This is a genomic window from Paenibacillus radicis (ex Xue et al. 2023) (genome assembly GCF_024722015.1).
In the GTDB taxonomy this organism is placed as follows: Bacteria; Bacillota; Bacilli; order Paenibacillales; family NBRC-103111; genus Paenibacillus_S.
Genome location: NZ_JANQBD010000002.1, coordinates 209,179 through 233,218 on the forward strand (window position 1 = coordinate 209,179; position 24,040 = coordinate 233,218).

At 45.0% G+C, this 24,040-nt stretch carries 18 protein-coding genes; all 18 read right to left on the reverse strand.

Features of this window, described 5'->3' with window-relative positions; translation table 11 throughout:
* Window positions 1-10 precede the first annotated feature (10 nt).
* On the reverse strand, window positions 11-853 hold the full coding sequence (locus NV381_RS03615) for an alpha-D-ribose 1-methylphosphonate 5-phosphate C-P-lyase PhnJ (RefSeq protein ID WP_258211904.1): 843 nt from the start codon (window positions 851-853) through the stop codon (window positions 11-13).
* A 5-nt stretch (window positions 854-858) separates the two neighbouring features.
* The gene (locus tag NV381_RS03620; RefSeq protein WP_258211905.1) at window positions 859-2,004 is read right to left on the reverse strand and encodes a carbon-phosphorus lyase complex subunit PhnI; all 1,146 of its coding nucleotides are present in this window, start codon (window positions 2,002-2,004) and stop codon (window positions 859-861) included.
* Window positions 2,004-2,597 (reverse strand): phosphonate C-P lyase system protein PhnH, encoded by a 594-nt coding sequence (gene phnH, locus NV381_RS03625; RefSeq protein WP_258211906.1) that lies wholly within the window; start codon window positions 2,595-2,597, stop codon window positions 2,004-2,006. Before phnH ends, NV381_RS03620 begins: the two co-directional genes overlap by 1 nt.
* Before the next feature lie 14 nt (window positions 2,598-2,611).
* A complete protein-coding gene (gene phnG / locus NV381_RS03630; RefSeq protein ID WP_258211907.1) occupies window positions 2,612-3,037 on the reverse strand; it encodes a phosphonate C-P lyase system protein PhnG in 426 nt (141 codons plus the stop codon).
* 80 nt (window positions 3,038-3,117) lie between these two features.
* Window positions 3,118-3,819, reverse strand: a complete 702-nt coding sequence (locus NV381_RS03635) for a GntR family transcriptional regulator (protein WP_258211908.1) — start codon at window positions 3,817-3,819, stop codon at window positions 3,118-3,120.
* A gap of 23 nt (window positions 3,820-3,842) precedes the next feature.
* Entirely contained in the window at window positions 3,843-4,475 is a 633-nt protein-coding gene (locus NV381_RS03640) for a DapH/DapD/GlmU-related protein (protein ID WP_258211909.1), read from the reverse strand.
* A gap of 29 nt (window positions 4,476-4,504) precedes the next feature.
* On the reverse strand, window positions 4,505-5,365 hold the full coding sequence (locus tag NV381_RS03645; protein ID WP_258211910.1) for a PHP domain-containing protein: 861 nt from the start codon (window positions 5,363-5,365) through the stop codon (window positions 4,505-4,507).
* An 875-nt stretch (window positions 5,366-6,240) separates the two neighbouring features.
* Window positions 6,241-6,894 carry a YdcF family protein gene (locus tag NV381_RS03650; protein ID WP_258211911.1) on the reverse strand — a complete coding sequence of 218 codons (654 nt, stop codon included), beginning with the start codon at window positions 6,892-6,894 and terminating at the stop codon, window positions 6,241-6,243.
* Between the two features lie 184 nt (window positions 6,895-7,078).
* Window positions 7,079-7,558 (reverse strand): NUDIX domain-containing protein, encoded by a 480-nt coding sequence (locus NV381_RS03655; protein WP_258211912.1) that lies wholly within the window; start codon window positions 7,556-7,558, stop codon window positions 7,079-7,081.
* Between the two features lie 76 nt (window positions 7,559-7,634).
* On the reverse strand, window positions 7,635-7,976 hold the full coding sequence (locus tag NV381_RS03660; protein WP_258211913.1) for a hypothetical protein: 342 nt from the start codon (window positions 7,974-7,976) through the stop codon (window positions 7,635-7,637).
* A gap of 142 nt (window positions 7,977-8,118) precedes the next feature.
* Window positions 8,119-8,769, reverse strand: coding sequence for an HAD family hydrolase (locus NV381_RS03665; RefSeq protein WP_258211914.1), 651 nt, complete (start codon window positions 8,767-8,769; stop codon window positions 8,119-8,121).
* Complete coding sequence (locus tag NV381_RS03670; protein WP_258211915.1) at window positions 8,762-9,496, reverse strand: hypothetical protein; 735 nt, start codon at window positions 9,494-9,496, stop codon at window positions 8,762-8,764. The genes NV381_RS03665 and NV381_RS03670 overlap by 8 nt, the downstream gene beginning before the upstream one ends.
* Before the next feature lie 102 nt (window positions 9,497-9,598).
* A complete protein-coding gene (locus NV381_RS03675) occupies window positions 9,599-10,120 on the reverse strand; it encodes a GrpB family protein (protein WP_258211916.1) in 522 nt (173 codons plus the stop codon).
* 788 nt (window positions 10,121-10,908) lie between these two features.
* Window positions 10,909-11,577, reverse strand: coding sequence for an alpha/beta fold hydrolase (locus tag NV381_RS03680; protein ID WP_258211917.1), 669 nt, complete (start codon window positions 11,575-11,577; stop codon window positions 10,909-10,911).
* A 27-nt stretch (window positions 11,578-11,604) separates the two neighbouring features.
* On the reverse strand, window positions 11,605-13,140 hold the full coding sequence (locus tag NV381_RS03685) for an extracellular solute-binding protein (RefSeq protein ID WP_258211918.1): 1,536 nt from the start codon (window positions 13,138-13,140) through the stop codon (window positions 11,605-11,607).
* Window positions 13,141-13,682: 542 nt separating this feature from the next.
* Window positions 13,683-14,198 carry an SRPBCC domain-containing protein gene (locus NV381_RS03690; RefSeq protein WP_258211919.1) on the reverse strand — a complete coding sequence of 172 codons (516 nt, stop codon included), beginning with the start codon at window positions 14,196-14,198 and terminating at the stop codon, window positions 13,683-13,685.
* Between the two features lie 30 nt (window positions 14,199-14,228).
* Entirely contained in the window at window positions 14,229-14,573 is a 345-nt protein-coding gene (locus NV381_RS03695) for an ArsR/SmtB family transcription factor (RefSeq protein ID WP_258211920.1), read from the reverse strand.
* A gap of 1,348 nt (window positions 14,574-15,921) precedes the next feature.
* Entirely contained in the window at window positions 15,922-23,916 is a 7,995-nt protein-coding gene (locus tag NV381_RS03700; protein WP_258211921.1) for an S-layer homology domain-containing protein, read from the reverse strand.
* Window positions 23,917-24,040: the final 124 nt, after the last annotated feature.

The window sequence follows — 24,040 nt, forward strand, 5'->3', positions numbered from 1 at the left end:
TGTCACCCCCTTAGGTAGACTGCTGATTCAATCGGGTCAAGCAGTAGCTGGTATCGTTGCACTGGTAATAAGCGGCTTCGGCTTCCGGATCATACAGCTCGTCCATAAATACATCCTGTGCCCCGCATTGTTTACATTTTTGGTTAGGGAAGGATTCGACTTGAAAAGGTACATCATCAAATGAAAGGGAGACGACCTTGGTGTAAGGAGGCACCGCATAAATTTTCTTCTCCCGTCCGGCGCCTAACAGAATCAAAGCCTCTGAGCTGTCCAGCTTAGGATTATCGAACTTGGGTATGGGACTTGGAGCCATGATATATCGTTCATGTACCATTACAGGATGGTCGGCTCCGGTCGCTACATTGCGATACTTCATAATTTGTTCGAACAGCATAAGCCACGCACCGCTGTAATCTTTTTCTCCATGCAGCCTTTTGGTTTCCAGCTCACTCGATTCATACATCCGCAAAGGCTCAGGCATCGGAACCTGTAGTACCAGAATTTGACCAGGCTGCAGAGGAACCTCAGGTATACGGTGTCTCGATTGAATGAGGGTGGCTTCCGACGTTTCGTCTAAGGTTTCTACATCCGTTGTTTTGTGAATCAGCTTCTTGATGCTTACTGCGTTAACCGACTCATCCGAGCCTTGGTCGATAACTTTGAGCCTATCCTTTTTACCGATCAAAGATAGGGTGAGCTGAAGACCACCAGTTCCCCATCCACGGGCGATTGGCATCTCTCTGGATGCGAACGGGACTTGATATCCCGGAATGGAAATGGCTTTTAGCGTCGCTCTGCGGATCTCCCTCTTGGAACCTTCATCAAAAAAAGCAAAGTTGTATTGGATATGCATATGCGTTACTCCTCCTCAGTTTCCTCGAGTTGGTCTTGCCTTGTCTTGCGCACATCGTTCAGCTTCGATTGGAAGGTGACGTAATGCGGCATTTTCAAGTGAGAAATAAACCCTGTCGATTCTACTGAGTCGATATGATAGAGAACGAATTCTTCATTTTGGGTGGGAATGGATTTGTCGCCTCTTTCCAAGCTTTTGTCCAGAATGCTCATGGCAATGGCTTTGGTTTCATTTTGTCCGTAGCAGAGCCCGTAGCCGAATTCCAATTCAAGCTCTTCCCTGCCCTTTTCTTTTTCCACGGTTACCGGGACCAGCATTTCCACTTCCGTTACTTTGATTTCACCTATATAATAGGCATCCTCTCCGTCCTCGGAGGGTGATAACGGGTTGTCGATATAGATTGGCATCTGGCCGACACGAAGCTCTCCTACTGTGGGATGAACCATCCCGTAACCGCGAATGACCGCATAACCCAAGGAGGTTACAGTTCCGGTCTGTCCTCTCGTCAAAATTTGAAGCTTCTGGCTCCGGCTGGCGGGAAAAGTCAAGCTCTTCCTGGTGACATCGTCCGGCTCAGATGGGTCCGTAGGGCAATCGGTGATGAGTCCTTCATTCCTCAGGTAATCCAGCACCTTGGGCAAGCGGCCCAAATCAATATCGTTATTGCCATCTGAACTAGATGCATCCCGATCGTCTTCATCCTCAAGTTCAAACGCCTTTAACCAGTCGCTTATCGCTTTTTCTGTTTCTTCAATGAGGTCAAAATCTAGTAATCGATGGGAATAATCATTGGATGAACCTAAAATTTGTCCTCCAGGTATATCTTTAAAGCTGGCAGAAATTCTTCGTTCAACCCGCATCTCCTCGGAATGTACGGTTCTGGAATAGTGCATTCTTGGTAACGTGGATCTGTAGGCTCTAAGCAAAAAGACCGCTTCCTCCGGATTTCCCTCTGCCTGCTTGATGGCAAGAGCTGCGAGAGATTCGCTGTACAAGCTGCTCTCCGACATGACCTGGTCGATAAGACCTCTCATTCCACCCTCAATCGTTTTAACTTCCAGCACGGTATTTTGTTTTATTCTTTCGTATTGAATTCGTTTCAACGATTCCTCAATAGCCGTTGTTCCGCCTTTTACCGCTACGTAACCCATTACCGCTCCTCCTTTCTAACCTGAGTGGTTCTCGGCAAACAAAGGAGACGATGACCGGCATCGATGAAAATCAAATCCAGACCTAACGGATACTCCGCGTTTCTTTCGGCCCGAATCTCCATCCAATCATCCTTCGTTTTCACTTGAACCAAGGCGGCATCCTTAATGCCCGGACCGGTTAATTTAAACTCAGCATCACTGGATATACCATCCGTCTCCACGATAAGTGTTGCGGAGTGATGAGGATCGATCAAGTCTCCGATTTTCGCCGTTTCCAGGGCATGTGCTAAATCACCGGGCGCTGAATCGCTTAGAACAAAGATATAGTCCGCCTGATCTGTCTCCGCTGTTTTGGCATACGTTAATTGGTTGAACAGATGGGTCACCTGCGCTTCACGTTCGGAAACCACCTTGAAGCTAACTTCCGTATCAAGCAGCATCAAAGCCAACAGCAAGCTGGCCGGCAAACAAATGGTATCTGTATCCAGGTTGTTCGCTTCCTCAGAAAGATCTGTAATCCATCCCGGTCTCGACATCGAGTCGAGCAATTTTCTATAAGCAGTCTGTATATCATGAACCAGGTCCAGCTTCATCAGGTTCGCTCCTCTCAATCCGTATCCATCGTTTCAAAATTTACTTTGGTTCTCAATACTTTCTGATGGAATGCTTTCCGCTCTGCAGCTATCCGGTCGGCCTCTGATTGAAGGATGGCTTGCCATGTCCCGGTTTCACTCAAATCGGCTCCATACGCCGCATCGACCACGGCTAAGTCGTAAGCTCTATCCGGTTCATCACCTTTGATGATTCCGACGCCCATAGCTCCCCCGATTTTGACCTTACATTCCGTAACTAGCACCTCACCCAGATAGAACAGACTTTTTTGCGCGGTTTCTCTTACTTGAACCATCACGAGTCCGTACTTAGGCTCCTGTATCATTTCGATTTCGTACTGACTCTTTATGACTTGAGACAACTCAGAAGCAATCTTACTTGATCCGTTAATCAAAACTTCCGTTCTTTGTTTTCGCTTCATATCCGGGCCTCGTTTCTCCAGTGATCAATTCCCAAAACCAACTCTACCTTGTTGCCAAGTCAGCGGATATTAAGATTAAGTTAAATTACATAGGTGAAATAGTCAGCTCGATACAGAATCCTGCTGTATTCCAGTGTCCTGCCTGAAGCACTATCCAAACATTCGGACTCCAGGACCAACAGAGGAATCAGACTGGAGCATGCAAGCAGCTCCCTTTCGTATTTAGAAGGGTATATCACGCTTAACAACGTTTGTGTGGATCGAAATTCGGTAAAGCCTTGACTCTTATAGAACTCGAACATCGAGGTGATTCCTCTCCCGGTCCGCTCTATTTCACTGAACATCGATTCTGCGACATAAGAAATATGCAAGGCGATCGCTTGACCTTCGATAATGCGCAATCTGCCCACTTTAAAAACTCTGTCTTGTTCTTCCGCTCCCAGGGATTGGTAAATTTTGTTATTATAATCGATAGGTTCACAAAAAATGTTTTTTGATTGATAGTCATAGCCCTGTTCAATCATTTTTTGGCTGAAGCTCACATGACCGGACAGGATCAAAGGAATACGTAGGTGTCTATCTTGTACAAAGCTGCCTTTTCCTTGTTTGGAGTAAACGTAACCTAGCTCCTGAAGCCTTACGTAAGCTTTACGTGCAGTCATCCGCGGGACTCTGAACAGGTCGGCAAGTTCATTTTCTGATGGCAATTTATCGTCGGGGTCATACTTCCCCCGTTGAATCTCTTCGATCAGGTGATCCATGATATCGATCTCTTCCGACATTTCGATCCGCCTCCACTCTGGAATCAGCCATATTTTTTGATGAAGCTTTGGATATCGTTTAATTCAAGGAAACGTTCCTCCAGCAGCTCGCGGGGCCAGTCCCACCAAGCCATTTGCAATAAGCTGTCGACAATCTCCCGGGGGAACCTTGTTTTGATCGGTTTGGCAGGAACCCCTGCGACTACCATGTAGGGTTCTACATCCTTCGTAACAACAGAACCTGAGCCGATGACAGCGCCTGTTCCTATACGGACGCCTTTCATTACGATAGCCCCGTGCCCGATCCAGACATCATGGCCGACCGTAACACGGTTTTCGCGACGCCAGTTGAAAATATCATCATCATCAGTATCGGCAAATCCGAAAATCGTCCTGCGATATGTCATGTGATGCTGGGACACCCGGTCCATCGGATGATTAACAGGATTCAAGCAAACATGTGATGCAATGGAAGTAAACTTCCCCACCTCCGTATAGTTGATCGTCACTTCATCCATCGTGTACGTGTAGCTTCCGATTCGGGATTCGATTATCGAATTTCCCGGGCCGATAGAGGCCCATTCTCCGGCAAAGCTGTTCTCAATGTGACTGCTTTCGTGAATTCTCGGCTCAACCGAAAGTTTGACGCTGGCGTGAGTCTGATGGATTGAGTACATGACCAATAGCTCCTTTTAGAAAAAAGTAATTAGTTTCCAACGATAGCTTCTTTCCGTGCTTTAATGGCTTTCACTATTTCTAAGCCTAGGCTCTTGCTGCCTAATTCAACTTCTTTCTCTCCATAAAAGCCATGGAAATCGGAACCTCCGGTCATCAGTAAGTCATATTTCAAGGCGTATTCCTGTGCAATTGCTTCATCTTTTGGCTCATGCAGCGGATGCCATACCTCGATTCCCTGAAGACCGCTTTCCACAAGTTCCGGTACTGCTTCGAAATTCCCATATTGCCCTGGATGAGCGAGCACCGGGACTCCTCCTGCTTGTAGAACTGCATGAATGGCTGCCTTAGCTTCGACATATTCCATTGGGATGTAAGCAATTCCCGGATTCTCCCCGTTTTGGCCTCTAGAAAACAGCTTTTTATATAGATCTCCATAAATAGTAGTGGTATAGCCTTGCTCGATCAGGGCATGCATAATGTGCTGCTTGTAAATACCTGTGCCCCCTACGGCAAACTTCTCCACATCTTCTAAGGTGATGGAATATCCGGCTTCTATCAGCTTATGCACCATAGTAAGGCAGCCTTGATGTCGCCTCTCCAGGATCGGACCGCATATGGCTTCAATTGTCGGATTACCCGGATCAATGTAATAGCCTAGAATGTGAACTCTTGTGTTTCTTTTAAAATCATAGGCAGAAATTTCGATCCCGGGAATAATTTCCACTCCGGATTTGCCGCCAGTGATCACCATATTTTCCAAATCCTTTGTCGTATCATGATTCGTGATGGCTAGATGGCTAACATTCTCTCTTAATGCCAATTGGATAATTTCATCAAAAGTAAAAGAACCATCGGATAAATTCGTATGGCAATGTAGTTCAACTTTCATGATGAACCTCCTAAATTTTATTCATATCACTGTAATGGTCTATTTGGTTTTATAACTATGGATCTAGTCTAACTTGGTGCCAAGTAAGAATGGTTAATGCAGTGTAAAGTGAATATTAATATAATGTAAGGGTCCGGATCACACTACCGTCTGTTGTAGAGGTTTAAAGGTATGATGTTAATTCAGAAGCTTTGACGAAAATCGTTTGTCCAGCCATTATGTGCAGGATGATGGGCAAAAAAAAGAGACCCGTCAACGGGTCTTCAGACTGTTGTTAGAGTCTAGCTAAGAAAAATGCCTTACGGTATCCTTGGTGGTGTTCTTTTGAATGGAATGCTTTAAGCGGGAGGAACACGCGCTTCAAAGGTATGTTGCATACCCGAACAGTCACCGGAGGTGACGACCAGGGCGGACGCTCACGCTCCTCCCCCCACACCGTTCTATTCCGTGCTTTGCGCCGCTTCCTTACTCCACTAAACCGGTCTTCGAGCCGTTATTGAAAGCCATGAACTCCTCTACAGTGTTCCATGTACGTACAGTTAGCTTCACTATACTCTAGCGAAGAGATAACCTACACATAACATTAAACAACACGCCAGTACTCCATTCACGTAAGTGAAGGGCAATGCGGAAGTAATTGTTCCTTTATCGCCTGAAAAGTCCAAAAATCCAAGTGATACGGGAACAGCCAGTTCCGTTATTGCTCTGTTTTTGTTCATAATTGCTCCATTCGGCCAACATAACGGAATTCCCACTTCCGCTATCACCCTAAGATTAGAGGCGGCAGACGGAATAGCGGAACTCTCAGTTCCGTACAAAATCCTCCAGGCTCATCGCCGCTATCCCTTTAAAAATCCCCCTTGACCCATATCCGGTTATAATCCTTCTACTTTTTCAGTTAGAGCTAGTATATCCCCTCGATCACCATAGTTACATATTCTTAAATACTCTCCATAAACACGGGATCGGCCCTTTTCAAGGTTCATCCAATTGTTTCTTGTTATCAAATCGTTATTATACGACGTATCAAAAACATACGGTACTAACTCCAAACCATGAGGTAAATATTTGGCTAAAGTACGATATTGACGGCCGGCCCCATGTGCTTTGCAAATAAACAGCAGGCTTTTTATAGTGTTAAAATCGAACACATCTTTTGCGAATTTTACATTTTCAAGCGTGTTTCTTGAACGATCCTCATACACTATATCCTTCTCCGGGATGCCAGCTTGAATGATTCTGGATACGATCACATGGGATTCCGGTATAGAATCCTCTTCCCATTCAGGATGTCTGACGGCAGTTGGACTGACTCCTCCTGACACAATAATGGTTTTTCCAAGATCAGCCTGGTAGGCCTCAATTGTTTTTTCCCAATGACCTGGATGTGTCCCACCAAATACAAAAATGGCATCACAGGGAACAGGCTCCTGTTGTTTGAGAAAAACAATTTCTGTTAATTCATTCATTTGTTGCTGAGTCAGATTTGGAACCTCGGGATCCTTTGGGAATTGTGGCTTTTTATACATAATCCACCCTCATCTATTCAATTTCTTCAAAGTAGATTGTCCTAGCACATTTTCAATTCAACATCATAATTCATTATAAGATTGAATTCCTTTATTTAACATATTTACTTGCTGATAACTAAATGACGCTTCCCTGAGTGGGGGGAAAACTCATTTAGGGAGCAGCTTCACGAATAGAAAAAATCTAAGGAATAATAGTCACCGTAAATTTTTCAATTGAATCTGGTTTATTCCATTCAAGCCTTGCATTTAGAAACTTTTGATCGATTAAAATTATCTGTATGAACTCTTTATAGTAATTTGGTACCAACTCATTATCACTTAAGCTATTTAATTCAACCCATCGAGGGATATGTTTTTCAGGCTCTTTTGTTATTAGTGTACCTTGGACATGATCTGACGAATAGAAGAATGTTACCGAATGACCGTTATTCCCATGATTAATATACGAAACTACACCTTTTAAAATCGGATTTTCAATGGTTAATCCGGTTTCTTCGTCCATTTCTCTAATACAGGCTTCCTCCAAAGTCTCATGTAATTCAACGCCACCTCCTGGGGGTGTTAATTGTTTGAAATTGAAGTAACTAGGAATTAATTTTTCCATAAGAACAATTTTCTCATCTTTTAATGCGATACATGCAACCCGGACCCTTATTGTCATTCAAAAATTCTCCTCTTATTTCAAAATTAATACTCGCGACAGGCAATCGCAGTAAGCGTTTTCAATCCAACCTTGACTACAGCCCCTTATTTCGAAGGCTTTTATCCCGAATGAACAAAATACCTGATACAAGGTACAAAACTGAAGTCATTCCAAACAAATTAAAAATACTCGGAGTCATGGCGGTATAGAGGCTTATAGGAAGTGACCAGACAAATGCAATAAACATCAGGGAAGGATTTTTGATGACGGACCCAAACAGCGCCACACATGCTGGAGCAAAAAGTGTAAATAATGTATTAATTAGTACGTCATTTTCAACACGTTCATGAGTGTATGGATTGTAAAAAGTAAATATAAACCAAAGGATCATCGAACCAACTGAAGCTGATAACCCAATGAGCTTAGTTATTTTCATTTTCCGTCCCCCTCCTTAACCCAAAGGTTATTCCAATGTCTATTCTAAGGGTGCATTTTAACAGCATCCGATTCAGTACTACCGCGCTCTGTGCCGGAAGCAAGCTCTTCCACTTTAATTTCCGTTAAAGAACTACCGAGGATTAAAATCGTTTCTGTAATTCCTTTATATTGAGTTCATTGAAACTAAAAAATAATAGGTCAGAACCGTCCATATTTTCCTTCACATGACTTAAACCCTTAAATCCAAGACACTTCATATTAGCTTTCTTAGCGGCAATTTTCCCATTTTCTGAGTCTTCAATTACCAAACATTCGACAGGTTCAACAGCAAGCTTTTCGCTCGCCAACAGGAATATCTGCGGGTCTGGTTTGGAAGCTACTACATCTTCGTCACAGACGATTACATCAAAAAGTGTATGGAGCCCAAACAGGTTAATCACAGCATCCATTCTTTTTTTAGAAGCGCTGGTGGCTAAAGCAGTCTTTACTTGATTTCTTTTGATGTCATATAGAAATTCTTTTACTCCTGGAACAGGTTCCATAAATTTGTAGAGTTCAATTTCCCTGTCTTGATTGTAGCTCTTGATCAATAAAGAAATCTCATGTGGCAGGATAAATTGTTCTTTCACCTTTGTCCAAAATTGCGTAGAACTTAGACTTCCCCAGGTCTTGATCTCTTCAATGGTTAAGTTGCAACCAAATGTATTTGCTGTCTCACATAAAAGCTGATAAGCAACCGAGTGAGAATCGATAATGACGCCATCCATATCAAAAATGATCCCTTTAATCATGGTTTCCTCGTTGATTATCCACCGTATCAGCTTTGTATAACTTAAACCAAACCGTCCCTAGCCAAGAATCAATTCGATACCAGTTTTGCCATTCTTCTTTGACCACCACGGTTTGCGCAGATAGACTTGAGCCTGTTTCCAAGCCGTCCGGATATCGCATCAGTGGCGTGAGATTCGACAATTCCACTTCCTTATGAACTTCCTTTACCCCATCCAAAAAAGGAAATGTAGGCCGAATCCATTTGTCTCCGGACTTCGTTTCGATCAAATAATGGGAATCCCACTTTGCTTTTGTCGTTACAATCTGAGGCGCTAATTTTCCACCGGACGGCTCTGAAAGTAACGGATCGTTATATAGCGTTTCAATCCGGCCAAGATCGAGTTTAGTCACGAGCGGCTGCGGATTTCCCCGTAAGGCCTTGTTTGGCACAATAGATAGATCGCCTAGCCATGTGGAGATTAAGTAAATCGGCACCAAATATCCTTGGCCATGTCCCCAGCGAACCTCTCCCGTCTTCAGAATTTTCACCGTCTGTGGGCCCAACATCCCGACCTTTTTACGTTGATCATCATACAAATCAGTATCTTCCAGCAAAGTAATCGTATTCTCACCTGGATGAGGAAGCGCTAAGACGGTAGATTCCGCATAAGCAGCGCTTATCTTCCATTCACCACTCATACACAAAAAACAGGTGATTATTAATGCTAGCATCACTTTTGTCCGCAACGTTTGCTGCACCTCCATTTCCTTACTTTCAGATCCTGTCCCGCCAATAATACCCACCAAATAGAATGAAATCGTCTAAAGCACTTACATTTTACAGCACCCCTAATTACTTTGGAGCTTTATTTTATCTAAAATGTATCTCACAAATTCCGTTTTATCATTTGCATATTTATGCTTATTTTTGCTATTTACCAATGATAACTCCTGTTTAAGGTTTTCGTATTGAACCCTTGCCTCATCGTTAATTCTTAAATAATCTCTGAATGCTAATTGCTCCAGCAAATATCTATTATCACTTTGATACATATGTATCTGGTGTGTTCTTGGCTCACCTTTGTTAAAGTAATGTCTATCTGGTAAGAGGTCTGGTCCTTTATAGGCATAACTAAGCTTCTCTAGGGGAACCACACAATCTGTTCCATCTTGAAATGACTGAATCACAATAGCAATATCAATAATGGGCTTTGAACTTAAATCTTTGATTGAGGTACTGCCAATATGATGGACAGATAAAATCTTATTTCCTATTACCTCTTCTATCCTCTCTTTTTCTAACAAAAACTCCTTTTCCCACTCCACAGTCCAAGGAATTAAAAACACTTCTCCTTTAGGCAATCCAAGCATCGCAAGCCCCCCAATTTAACAGGAATAAGATGTTGCTACCCATCCATTTTATAACAGATTGATGAATATGTGGATACATTATTACTATTGCCACATTCTGCCTGTACATCGGTTTAGCACAATACCCGAATGCCGTTTCGGTGGGTTGTTACGCCATTCCAAAAGCCCTCACCGAGATAAAGCCCGAAGGGCTGGCGGCGACTACGGTAAGCCGATGCAGTATCTGTCTGACTCCCCCTCCGACCACTAGTCCTCACAAAATCCTGCAAAAACGCAGTTATTTTCCTACCGAAATTGCTGTAGAGAGAACAAACCTGCAAAAGTGCATCAATTTTCATGGAAAACGCTCCGGTTTAGCTAAGAATGAAAAAATAAATGCACATTTGCATGAATTCATTAAGACTTCGGGTATACCGGCCAAAGGCTGTATAAATGCAGGTTTTTGGGAGCAGGCGATGGCTTCGAGTCGAAAAAAATTCGAATAAAGTTGTGTACACTGTCATTACCGTCTAGGGCTAGGCTAGGCACGGAGACGAAAACGGATGACTTCGTCAAGCACCGATTTCGGTTTTGAGCCATAAATCGTCTTTGTCGCTCTTAAGTTAAAGGGTTTATCAATCTTTTAAAAGTCTTTCAAGAAATCAGATAGTCTTAAATAAATATACCACTACCTGTAAAAAATGGTAATGGTAATGTTCGTACTACGTTAATCTCTCTTCGACGTAAGATGGATTGGAATCTTTTCCGTTTGTACAGCATGTGTTGTAAAAGCGTCCTCCATTGTATGATTATTCAGAGGGGGGCTGGCTCCTGCTGTGCTGCAGGAACCAATCGTAAATCTCCATATTGTAGAAAACGGGTGTCAAAGCAGCATGGTCGGCTTCCGGATAAATCGTCAGACGCGGATTGCCTCCGCATGCTTTCAGCTTCTCAACCATTTCTTCTGCATGATATACGGGTACAGTTGTATCTTTTGCACCATGAAACACCCATACCGGAACATCCTTCAGCATATGGACTTTTTCCGTTGGACCTGTGGAACAAATCGGGGCGATTGCAGCGAATCTATCCGGGTCTTCCGCTGCCAAATTCCACGTTCCAAAGCCACCCATGCTAATTCCCGTCAAATAAATCCGCCCTCTATCAACCGCGTAACGCGCAGACACATCATCAAGCAGTGCAAGTAAAGCATCGTTTTCTAAACCCCAAGTTGTGTATGAGGGACATTGTGGCGATACCACGATAAATGGAAAATCCTCTTGTTCCTCAACGAGCTTCGGAATTCCGTATTGTAGTAGACGGTTCAGATCGGTGCCTCGCTCACCACGTCCATGCAGGAACAGAATGAGCGGCCATTTGCGGTTGGCTTCTTCGTATCCGGTTGGCAAATAAAGCAGGTAATCAAGACTTACTTGCTTCGTAATTTCTTTTTCAAGCTTGCATTCTTGTTGTTTCACAATTGTTGTCTCCTCCCGTATGGTATTCTATTTACCGCTCGCTTTAACACGGTCCTGATATGCTTTGTTATATTCCTGAATAATCTTCATATAGTTGGCATCTGCCTTCAACAGTTTTACATAGTTATCCCAGGCATCGATTGTTTCTCTGCCCATGATCACTTTTACTTTAAAATCGGCAATTTTTTTCGAATAATCGGCTCCGAGCTTTTGATTCGTTTCCGAAATAAGGCCGATCGAAGGATCCGCAATGCTCACCTTTAAGCGCTCGTCGATAATCTTTTTGTTGCGTTCGAATAATTCTTTAGGCATTCCCGTCCGGTAAGCCCACAAATATTTGTCGTACCGTTCGAAAATTTTCCCAAAGGAGCTTTGCGCTACACTGTCCTTCAACGCTTGCTCAGTCGTTATTTTAAATCCGTCCTGAACCTTATAGTGCACACCCTCGAACCCATAGCAGGCCAACATAAACCCTTCCTCCGTTGCTCCGTAATCCAACAGCGCGAGAATTTTTTTCACCTTGTCCTCGGGAACCTTTTTGGGAATCAGGAAAAGCCCGGAAAAACCCGAAGTTTGGAAAGCGACATTACCAGACGGGCCCTTTAAATAAGACAAAGGAAGGAAATCCGCCTTCTGGTTCGTTTTAACCAATTCGGCTGTCGAACGCCAGATGCCTTCCACGGTATCTATATGTAATCCTGCCTTCCCTGCCTTTGCCATATCCTCCGTTTGCGAACCCTTCATTGCAGCGAAATCTTCGGGTATCAACTTCTCCTTGTACAACCTGTTCAACCAGATCAAGGCGTCGTGTGTGCCCGGTTCGAGTTCAGTGTTGATCATCTTCCCATCCTGCAGCTTCCATTTGCCGTTGCTCTCATTCAGCACATTTTGCACAAAATTATATTCATTCATCGTATAGCCAAGCGTGTTGGGCTTGCCGTCACCATCCGGATCATTGAGTGTAAAGGCTTTCAGAACCTCGTACAATTCATTCAACGTTTCCGGCATTTTCAAATTCAGCTTGTCCAACCAGTCCTTGCGTATGGAAGGCAGCGTGTTTCCACCCTCGAGTGGACGTACCGATGGGATGATGAAATGCTTTCCATTGATTGTCGTTTTCTCCCATACTTCCTTCGGATATTCCATCAAGTGCGGATAATCCTTCAGAAAAGGTGTCAAATCCCAAAATGCCCCCTGATCGACCATCTGACGCATAAGCGGATTGATTAAATCGCTGACTTTCATCAGATCCGGCATTTCTCCCGAAGCCAGCACGGCATTTTGCTTTTCCACGTAACTATTCGGTGATACCCATGTAATCTTCAACTTCGTGTTTGTGCGTTTCTCAAATTCCTTTAACACCGGATTATCATCACCTGGTGGCTCAGTTGTATTAAATTCGGTAAGAATACTGATTTCCGCAGGCAATTCCTTGACTACAGTTTTCGCCGCTGTCCCCCCGTCTATTTTGTCACCGCCGCAGGCAGTCAACAGTGATGCCATCAAACAGACAGCAGTACCAAGCTTTATGTTTTTGTGAAACCAATGTTCGTATCGAATCATGAAAAATCCTCCCCTTTCGATTCTCGACCCCCACGCACTTGCTCTACAGATAATTGTCCCGCCTTAGGCTATGCCAGGAGGATTGGATTCTTCCTTTCCCCTTCGATCCAACGACTCCTCGCGATGAATGTATCTTAATCGCATTTACCTCCTTCACGTGCTGTTCGCCTCTTTAATTAACTCTATTAAATATAAAAATCGCACACGACAAAGTCTCCTTCCATAATTACTGAAACCGATAATTGATCAACTTGGGTTACATTTAATTATAGGGCGGGAACTAACGTTAGATAATGTGTGCGTTTGACCTATTTGTAATTATTTTTACATTATTCGGTTGCAGCATTGCCTCTATTAAAATTTGGGCAACAAAAAAAGCCCTCTACTCCAAAGGAATGAGGGCTGAATTAAAGAATATACTGTCGCCTCGAAATGAAGCGGGTATTCTGTGCTTTACTTCGAGGTAGCCTCCCCGCTGCCATACAGCTTACTGTCGGAACGACCGCCGGTTATCAAAGCCAGGTAGCCATTCCTCTTGTTCCTTACTTGACCTCGTTCAGACGTTCTTCCAGTCGATCCCACGTTTCGGTGATGCCTTGCATCATGCCCATATCTATGACCGTCTTGAGTGCTTCCGCCGAGACATATTCAGCACGATTAACTAGCTTCGTTTTGCCGCCCAAATCGATGAATTCCAATGTGACCTCCGTCGAAGGCATAGATTCATTCGTATTGCCTTCGGAATCCGAGAAGGAGTCGACCAAGACGATTTTCTCCGGCTCAACAATTTCCTTATAGACCGCTTTACCCCAAGATTCCATACCGAAAAATTGACCTTGGTTCTCATCGACACACTTCATACAGAAGTGCCAAACTCCGCCCACCCGGAAATCGACCTTGCAAATTGGAAGCTCCCAGCCTCTCGGACCCCACCAGTGCTTCAGATGCTCAGGCTCTTTAAACATCTTGAAAACGAGATCGCGCGGTGCGTTGAAGACACGCTCCAGCACCAGTACCCGTTCATTCTCTACCCTCGAAACCATTGTGTTGTCAGACATTGAAATTCCTCCTCATCAATTTGAATGATCCTATGAATGATTCTTGTTTTGCAGTTCCCGCAAGTAGTCGTCCAGATTGTCAAATCTTTCTTCCATGGTGCGTCGAAAGGACTTCACCCAAGAATCTAGCTCTTGGAAGGGCTCGGACTTCAATCTGTAAATTCGGCGGTTGGCTTCGGCCTGAACATCCACAATCCCGTTGTCACTAAGCACCTTCAGATGCTTCGAGGCTTGGGGCTGACGGAGTCCCAGCCGGTCAGCAATTTCCCCTACGGTCAGGGGACCTTCGCGCAGGAGTTCAACAATATGCATACGATTCGGTTCGGCCAAAGCGCTCAGCGTCGTCATATTCATGCCCGGATTCTTACCTGACATGATGCTCACCTCATGTAATCAGTGTCTTCTTATCAAGCCATCCTCCTTCATCACTATAGTCAACTTGTTGTTGAATTAAATATACTCCATAAGGAATATACCTGTCAAGGAATATTCATGAAAAATGTTCAACAAAATCTATCGAGTATCAATATCTATTACTTCCCACTCTGTCTCTTTGTTATCAAGTAATAAAAAATATTCTCTGATAAAGCCCTTTTAGGCAAACTGGAGGAATTGATGGGTAAAAGTTTCAGTTCATTCTAAAGTTGCTTGAAACACATATGCAATAACAGAAAAATGCGTTACGGCATCCTTGGTGTACGATCTACGTTCATGAGCTTTGGAGGGATGGTTGTGAGATTATCGCCGCTGTTGAGTTGAAGTCGTGTCCCTTGAACGGAAGGCTTGCAGCGGGAGGAACACAAGCTTCAATGGTAGGTTGCATACCCGAGCTATCACCGAGGTGACGACCAGGGAGGACGCTTATGATCCTCCACCCCATACCATTCCCTCTTATGTTCTACTTCGTGCTTTGCGCCGCTTCCTTACTCCCCTAAGCCGGTCTACGAGCCGTTATTGATAGCCATGAACTCCTCTAGCAATGTTCCATGTACAGTTAGCTTCACTATACTTTTAGTGAAGAGATCATCTGCACATAACCTTAAACAACACGCCAGTACTTCATCCACGGAAGTGAAGGTCAATACGGAAGTAATTGTTCCTCTATCACTTGAAAAGTCCAAAAATCAGAGTGATAAGGGAACAGCCAGTTCCGTTATTGCTCTGTTTTTGTGCATAAATGCTCCAATTCAGCCAACATAACGGAATTCCTGCTTCCGCTATCGCCCCGGATTGGAGGCGGCAGATGGAATAGCGGAACTTTCAGTTCCGTATAACCCTCCCAGAGCTCATCGCCGTTATCCCTATAAAAATCCCCCTTGATCATGGGAAGCATTTAAAGGTCTTAAGCCTTTATGTAGCTCTAATCTAAGCAAGGTAGACGGCTCACTCACTCTTCATTCATTCAAAAAGCTTTCTGGTCCAAATCCAAAATTTTTCACTGAAGAGACATTTCAATCTTAAAGGCAGCTTGTCTTGCGAAATAAATAGGGTACCCTTGGTAAACTTATATTAGAAAGGACACTTCACTTTAGTACTGTAAAACAAAGCACTTAAACTTTCTTTTACATAGAAAAGCAGCCATCGCAGAGGAACCTCTACGACAGCTGCTTTCTCAATTCAAGGAAAGCAAGCTATCCCTAAGATCAAAGCCGATTGAAAATCTCCAACTTGATTTGTGAATGGACCATTTATAATTTATAGTCAATTCTTCGAGTGAGAAATGCTAAAGCTTCTTCTGAATTTCCTGAACTTCGTGCTTTTTCAGCAATCTTCCAATCACAATCACAGCTTGAGCGCGGGTCGTAACACCTTCAGGCTCGAAGGCCTCGTCTTTAACACCCTGCATCAAACCTTCCTGCAGCACCATTTCTACATCCGCTTTGGCCCAGCTCTTAATCTGGCTGCTGTCCGTAAATACCTCTAATACAGCTTGCTTGGCAGGCGAGTTGCGGCTTAAGCCAGCAAGTGAGTAAGCCCGGCTGATCATTACGGCCATCTGCTCGCGCGTAATGGTCTCGTTAGGTGAGAAAATTCCAGACTTTAAGCCATTTACGAGCCCTTGGGATGCGGCTGCCACAACAGCCTCGTAGTACCAAGCTCCTCGATCCACATCGCTGAACAGATCCGTTTGGTTGTTAACAGGTACCTGGATACCCAATGCCCTTACAAGCATCGCGGCGAATTCAGCTCTAGTTACGGAACCTTCCGGATTGAACTCCGTTTTCGAGACTCCATTAACCAATAGACGCTGCTCCATCCAATCGATATCCTGCTTGGCCCAATGTCCTTCCGTATCCACAAACCGGCTAGATAAGCTCAATACGGCATACAGGCCAGAAGCTCTGATTCCAAATAACAGCCCATTGCCACTCTCTTTTTTATTCGGAACAAAACTCCATGACGAGGTAGCTGAATCGTAATGATATACCGCCTGAGGAAGCCCTTCCTTCACTGTAGAAAATTGCCCCTTCAGCGCATTTTTTGCTGGCAACGTGAGAAGGGTACGCTGATCGCCGTATACAGTTTCCGCAAAAACAGCTACCGCCCCTGTAATCTTTTGCAAAGCATCATTTTGTCGTTGCGCTGCTGCGAAGGCTGCTTTCTCCTGCTCTTCCTGCCCCTTGGCAACTACAACACGGAACTTTGTCCCTTCAGCCAACCCTCTAATTTGAAGCGCCGAGGCATCCAACCACAGATTCATTCGTTCCGTCTTTATGAACAGTAGCGCTTGAGCATCCTCCAATTGGTATAGCACTTCGATTGGAAATTGAAGGATAACCTCATCCACCTGCTCCATTACCTCAACGTAGAGCTCCTTCTGTTTCTTACCATCCTTTAAAGCTTCAGTGACCGCAGCCTGGTGGATTTCCACCACTAGGGCAGTTCTTCCATTAGAGTCCGTTATCTTCTCCCTAACAGCCGTCTCACTTAAGTTCAACATATTCTCGACTGCCACACTTGGGGCAGAAGGTCCTGAAGCTCCCGATGATTTGCCGGAATTCGGATTGTTATCCCTATACAAGACTTGAATTGTATAAGATTTCTGCTGGCCCGATTCCGATTCGACCACTACCCGGATGATTCTGTCGCTTGGTATTGCCACCTTGTTCGCAACACCGTTTTCGACAGCCTTTCCGCCAATTTGCAGCTTGGCTTTAGTATCAGCCACCTCTGCTGTTACCCCCAACTCCGTTGTACCAGGTGTGACCAACACGCTGTATTCAGTCGTTACGGGGTTAAACTCCGGCGTCAATATGCCGGTGCTGACCGATAAAGCTCTAAGATCGTTAACTGCGCTATGAACATAGCCAACCTGTATGAGATAGGTTTTCTCCAATACTCCACCGCCAAGCTTTACCGTAACCGTAATGATTCCGTCCTCGGGTACGGTCACGATTTTGCTCAACCCGCTTACAGCTAATTCCGTACCTATTTTTAATGTGGCGTTCGTATCCATTGCAGTTGCCGTTAAAGCAACCTCCTTGGTACCTGTAGGAAGCTGCAGGCTGTATGAAGTTACAGACGGATTAAATATAGGAGATAGAGCTCCATTGCTTACGGTCAACCCGTTTAAATTCGGATTAAGATCAGGCTGTAATGAGAAGACAGCGGCAGCTGTCCCATTACCTTCGATATCCTTCACCGCTCCCTCCAAAAGCTTTAAGCTTGATGCCTCCATGACGGAATCGCTTAGAGTCAACAACAGTTCACGGGTTTCGACGGTACCTTGTTTCATAACAGCAACGGCAGAGCCGACTGTATCGGCTATTCCGTTCAATTGGAACTTGGCTGCATCAGCCGCGATTTGAATAGGCTCATTAAACTTGATTCGGACAATCCTGCCTCCGCTTTCTACCTTAACGGATTCCACCACTGGGCCTGCCGCATCCAGCTCCTTCACCGTGAACGGATGAGGTCCCGCATCCTTCTCCAGCATAGAAGCATTTGCATAGCTGGTAAAATAACTCCGAACCAGCTTCATGTTGTAGACTCTGCCAGCCGTGAGAGGTGTCTTCGGAATAAAGCGGACCGTCCGAGAAAGCATAACTCCCGGCTCCTTTGCGCTCTCCTCTTTTTTAATAAAAGCAAACGTCCCCTCAAGCACAGCATTGCTCGCATCGGTAACCACAACTGCGCCTTCTGTGAGGCCGGATGTTTTAAGATACTTGGAAAACGTAATATCAACATAGCTCCCGCCTGTGTAGGTCACTCCCGTTACATTTGAAACCACCGGAGGAGTCCGGGAAATCAAGCCTGCATTGACCTCCGTATGCGGAGGTGGTACATCCAGCTCATCACTTGTTTGGGTCTCATATGCTCCTTTATTCCAAATGACCTTCCACTTGCCTGGAGGCACATCCCAACCATATTTACCGTTGCTATCCGTTGATTGAGGATTAATCTGATCATACTCCTCTGCATTCCATACCTTCCACGTACCGTTGTCCGTATCCAGATACAGAACTGTTGCCGTCACACCCTCAATGGGGTTGCTCTTCACAGCTTCATAGACGTAACCACTCGGATCATAGATCCACTTGGGATTCGCTACCATGCGGCCCTTCTTCTTTTTTCTGTCCGGATTATCATTACACTTATTGTAGCCCGTACCAACGGCATCAATCTGCTGGTCTACGTAATTATCAATTTTATCTCCGATAACCCCTGTAGCAGCACCTGCAACGAATGCACCTGCTCCTGAAAGTGCCATGGCTCCAGTCCATGCTCCCAAAGCCGTTTTGGCAACCTCGCCAATAACTACTGCCGCTAACGCTTTACCGGCCTGCTTGGCTGTTGCTGGCATTTCATCTATGCAATCCATTCCACCGGCTTCTACATTGTACATGATCTTGTTAACTTTCTCAGCGTAGCCCTTATAGCCTTCATACTGCTCTTTAACTCCCGAAATATGTTCCTTTACTCCATCCACATCCGCCTTAATTTCCATGAAGTATTCGGCTGTATGTCCCCAATCACCCGGTTTTGCTGATGCCTGAGCCATAACTCTCCCTCCCTTGGACTGAAGCTGGGCAGCGAGAAGATCCCGAGGCATATATCCCCCCGTAGTAATAGTAAGGGATTCATTCGTTTCAGCGATGTCGAAGCTTTTCTGCACAGCCGGCACACCGGAATGTTCCGCGAGTACTCTTTCCTCCTCAGTCGGAACGTACTTAGATTCAGGATCAACGGTGAACGTAACACTTATCATCGTATTTCCAAGCTGTGGAAACTTGAGCTTCACAATCCCTGAATATTTACCATTGGATAGCTCAAATGGCGTCGTTGAAATAACCTCGAAGTCCCGCATTTTAGGAGGAAAAGCTGCACGAATCTGATCCAGATTAGGTAGACTGCCATCATAGACCCTCTGTGTCTTCTTCACATCATAATCAACATATATACCACCTAACGCATCATGAGTAGTCGGAACAATAGCTCGGAACAGATTGCCTTCCTTCATAGCAGGAATGGGTTCCCCCTTTTGTCCGTCCATATAAACACGGACATTCTCCACCTGATCCGCATTCGTGAACTCGAAATCGTATTGGAACGGATTTCCCGGAACTACCGTGTAGGAGAAGTTCGGGGCTTCCTTCCCGGTTTCCACCGCCACCCATCTCTGAGCAGGTGCTTGGGAGAAGGCCATACGAGCCAACTGAGGTCCATCCTTGTTGTATTGTACATAAACCTTCTCCGATTGCAGATTTACATTATTCATGGTTGTAGTTGCCCACAAAGCGTGCATACTGGGACTTCCCAAGTCAGCAAGACTAACAAGGGCTTTCCAAATTCCGGAGGTATTGGCAACGGCACCTCCTATTCGGACATCGGTATCATAAATGCTAACCGCGCTTCCCGCAGGGGCATAACCGCTCAATGCGGTTTCCATATTGGCGTTGGAAAGCCATTCAGGAGCATCCAATGTAACCTTGGATGTATCCATGTACATCGTACCAATAGTTTCCTCGACTATATTGGCATCCAATTCAGTCTTAATCCTTGCGGCCGCGGATACACTGGCTTTGTTGAACGAAGCGGCTACGGCTAGTTTATACGTAACGGTTCCGTTGTCGCCTTTGGCCAAGTCACCAACAGGCACTCGAAGCGTGTGCCCCTCTACTGAAGCAGGGCCTTTACCTCCGGTGACAGCCTTATTTCCATTGGAATCGGAAACGAGTGTCATTCCTTCCGGGATCTCGAGTAACAAAGCAGCGTTGGATGCTGTTTGATCATTATTATTCCGGTAAGATGCTCTTAATAAAATTGTACTGCCGGGAATAGCCTGGGATGGCTGTGCTGAAAAAGCATTACCCGATTTATTCGTAAAATAGCTGGATGGACTGAACGTAAGGGTACCCAGATTTTTGATTTGATTCTCCTGTAATGTAAAGTCTATAGTCGCATACTCATAACGGTATCTTAAGCTCTGATCCTTGATCGTTTTGATTACTTCCATCCGGTAAGTACCGCCTGCAGGAACATTTACATTAAACGGATGGGATTGAAATTGTTCATCATTAGCTCTGGCAGCATATTCCTTGCCCCCGTTTTCCTTCACCCTGTAGATGGTGGCACTGTAATAAATATTGCGGCTCATTTCGACGGTTCCCTGAACGCGGGCACCATTTTCTTCGAGCCGGATCTCCGCGGTGGCATTCGAGTTTTGATCCAAGATGACGTTCTTGCAGGAGCTCACAAAAGCGTATATTGAGCCCGACACGCAAACATCAACCGGTGTTCCCGGACCTCCTCCCAATGTAACAGCATTGGAAAAGTAAGTGCTGATCCATCCATATTTGGATTGAACACGGGATAGGAAATTTTCGTTTGCCATGTTGAGCGGCCCCTGCCATTCGGTATCGAGTGCTTTTTTATATACTTTCAGGTTAATAACGCCCTTCTCTGGCTGCTTAACTGGAATATCCATCGAAGTGGTCTCTTGGTTTTTAACTTGCGTCGTGATGGTACCAGAGCTGTACCCATAGGAAGACTCCGATGCTTCTATAACAGCCTCCCCAGCCAACAGCTGATCAAACCTGACCTTACCATCCAGGCTGGTGCGGGCTTTCAAGACAACAGGCCTGCCCTTGTACATTTGACTGACTGTAACGTAAGCGTTAAATACGGGATTATTCTCAGGGGTCAACACGGTCAACCTCAGATTCCCTCTATCAGGAGAAATGAGATGAACCGTCCATACATTATTTCCGTGGTCGAGCGTGAAGTTCATATTAGTGCCTGGCGCCAGCTCGTAATCAAACTTCTTCAAATCTAATTCAGCCGTTATCATCTGATCGCGCAGCAGCCCATCAAGCTCCTCCGTCATCCCATCGGCCGTAGTGCTTCTCATTGCTAAAAGGTTATGGTTGGCATCCCATAGAGTGACCGGAACATCCGACACCGGCCTGCCTTCCATATCCAAGACCTTGACCCTGACCTGGGCAGGCAGCGAGACAGGGAGTGAAATGGAGCTGATTCTCCCAGGCAGGATGCGAACTCCGTTTAGATTACCCATCTCATAGCGGTAATCCGGCGTAAATAGTGTAATTTCGTACTCATCGTTTGGCCACAAGCCCATAATGGTTTCGAGTTTGGTATTCTCAAGAATAATGGATTGCTCCCCACTCTCCGGATTATAGATTCTCAAAACCGAGCCTTTAAGCTCCTCCCAAGTCGATCCGTTAAAGTCTATTCCAAGCCCCCCTCCTACAGGGACAGGTAAATCTTCAGCCGCAACCACCTCCACTTCACCCTCACCCGAAAGTGTTAGCTTTAAAGCCGTCAACTCGGTAGCATTTTGCGCAAGAGTAAAGTTGCCCGTATAAAAGCCCGGGATAGCCGCAGATTCCGTTAGAATCAGGGAGGATGAATCGGACGTTTGGCTATCCCCAGTCCATTTCTTAAAGGACCATTCCACCTTAGCCTCTCGGTGTGCCGCCCCCTGGACATAAATGGTGATTTGGCTGCCTTGTACAAGGGGGCCGTAGTTATTCCCCCGCTCACCCAGCCACATGATGTCCGCAGGAGATCCTGTCGGTGGCGGATTTTCCCCATCATCGCTCTTCCAGGTATAAGTGGGGCCATTCATACTTCTGTGGTAACGGCTGTCTATAGCCTCGACTTTGAACAAATAGTCCGTATCGGGTTCCCTCTTTTGATCCGTCAGCGTATAGGTTGTAGCTTGGGTTGCAGGTATGTAAGCAACTGGATTCCCGTTCTTGTAAAGAGTATATCCCGTAACGCCATCCTGATCCGTTGCTTGCGGCCAACTTAATGTGATCTTCTCCGATCCTATATTGGATGCCGTTAACATACTCCCTGCCGGCCAGACCGGGGCTGTTCCGTTCGTCGCAACAAAATAATCAAAGAACTTGAACTCGGTACCACCAATTTTTTCCAAGTAGTTGGAGAAGAAAGTTACCGTATTGCCTGTATCTCCAACTGTAGGTTTTTTACTTGGAGACAACAATCTTGTGGAAGTACTTGAAACTGCAATTTTTGATGACGTTAGGCCTTGGTTATTCGTCACGTAGATGTCGGTTTCATCCCGAGTGTCATTCGTTTTAACCTCGTATGCAACATAAGCACCGTTCCTGCTTATGAAAGGATTACCACTATCTCCCGTATGCTCCAATCCGTCCGCACGATAGGAGACTCTTTTAAAAGTATTCTCCTTGTTGTCGTAGACATAAATATCGTCCTTGTTGTTGTTATCCCCGGGTACGAGATCATTTCTATCCGTGGTAAAAGCTATATATCGTCCATCTCCGCTCATCGAAGGGAAGTTTCCTTCTGTGATTCTTTTAACCCTTTGCCCTCCAGTTGCATTGCGATCATACAAATACAAGCTATCCGTACCGATGTAATCCTCAAGATCTGTCAGCTTGGCTTTGGAGACAAAGGCTATTTTAGTTCCATCAGCGCTGATCGTGGGAGCCCAGCTGTCATTATTCCAGGTTTGTTCCTTGGGGATACTGATTCGTTGCAGCTTATTGCCTGTCCCTAATCGATCGAATAGATACACATCACGTTCCTTGTTAGTATCATCTGGGACAAGCCCATCGGCTTCAGTATCAAAAACGATATAACGAGCATCCGCGCTAATAGAAACATAATCTCCTTCCTCAAGCCTGAACTCATTCGTTCCGCTAATCCCGTTAACCGTCTCCAAAGAATTAGATATTCTATCATACAAATATACTTTGCTTTTGGCACTTATTACGTTATCCGCATAGCTAAAGGCGAAGTAACGAGCATCTGGAGTCATGTCAAAATGGATGACCGATCCACTATTATCCGGGGTTCGAACACGAAGGTATTCTCCTGTATGGCGGTCCTGGATATACAACAGTTTCCGTCCTGCAGCTTGTTCATCGTCCAGCGGAAGCGTCATAAAGGCCATATACCTTTCATCCGAGCTGAGCTTACTGACCGGAGTGTCGTAGGGAGCAAGCATTATCGTACTAAAACCATTGTTCAATTTGGTTAGCAAGTTCCATGACAAGGGCGTACCTGCGAGCGAGGCTTTGACAGGAATCTCTTTCCCATCGGTACCGTATACTGCCCCGTATACTGCCTTTGATATAGAAGCTGGTGGACTGACAGCATTTTTATCAACTGCCCCCATCTCAGATGGCACCACGTTAGCCGCTAACAGGAATACAGCTAAGCTTGCTGCCAGCTTACTCTTCATTTTTTTAATAAGTCCGGTTTCCATATGAATTAACCCTCCGTCGATTGATACAAATTGTATCATCATAACTTTAATAAATTGCCGGCACCTGTTCTTGGTTCTTTAATAATTAGGCCGCTAAGGAATATTAGTAAATTGTTGCATTGAT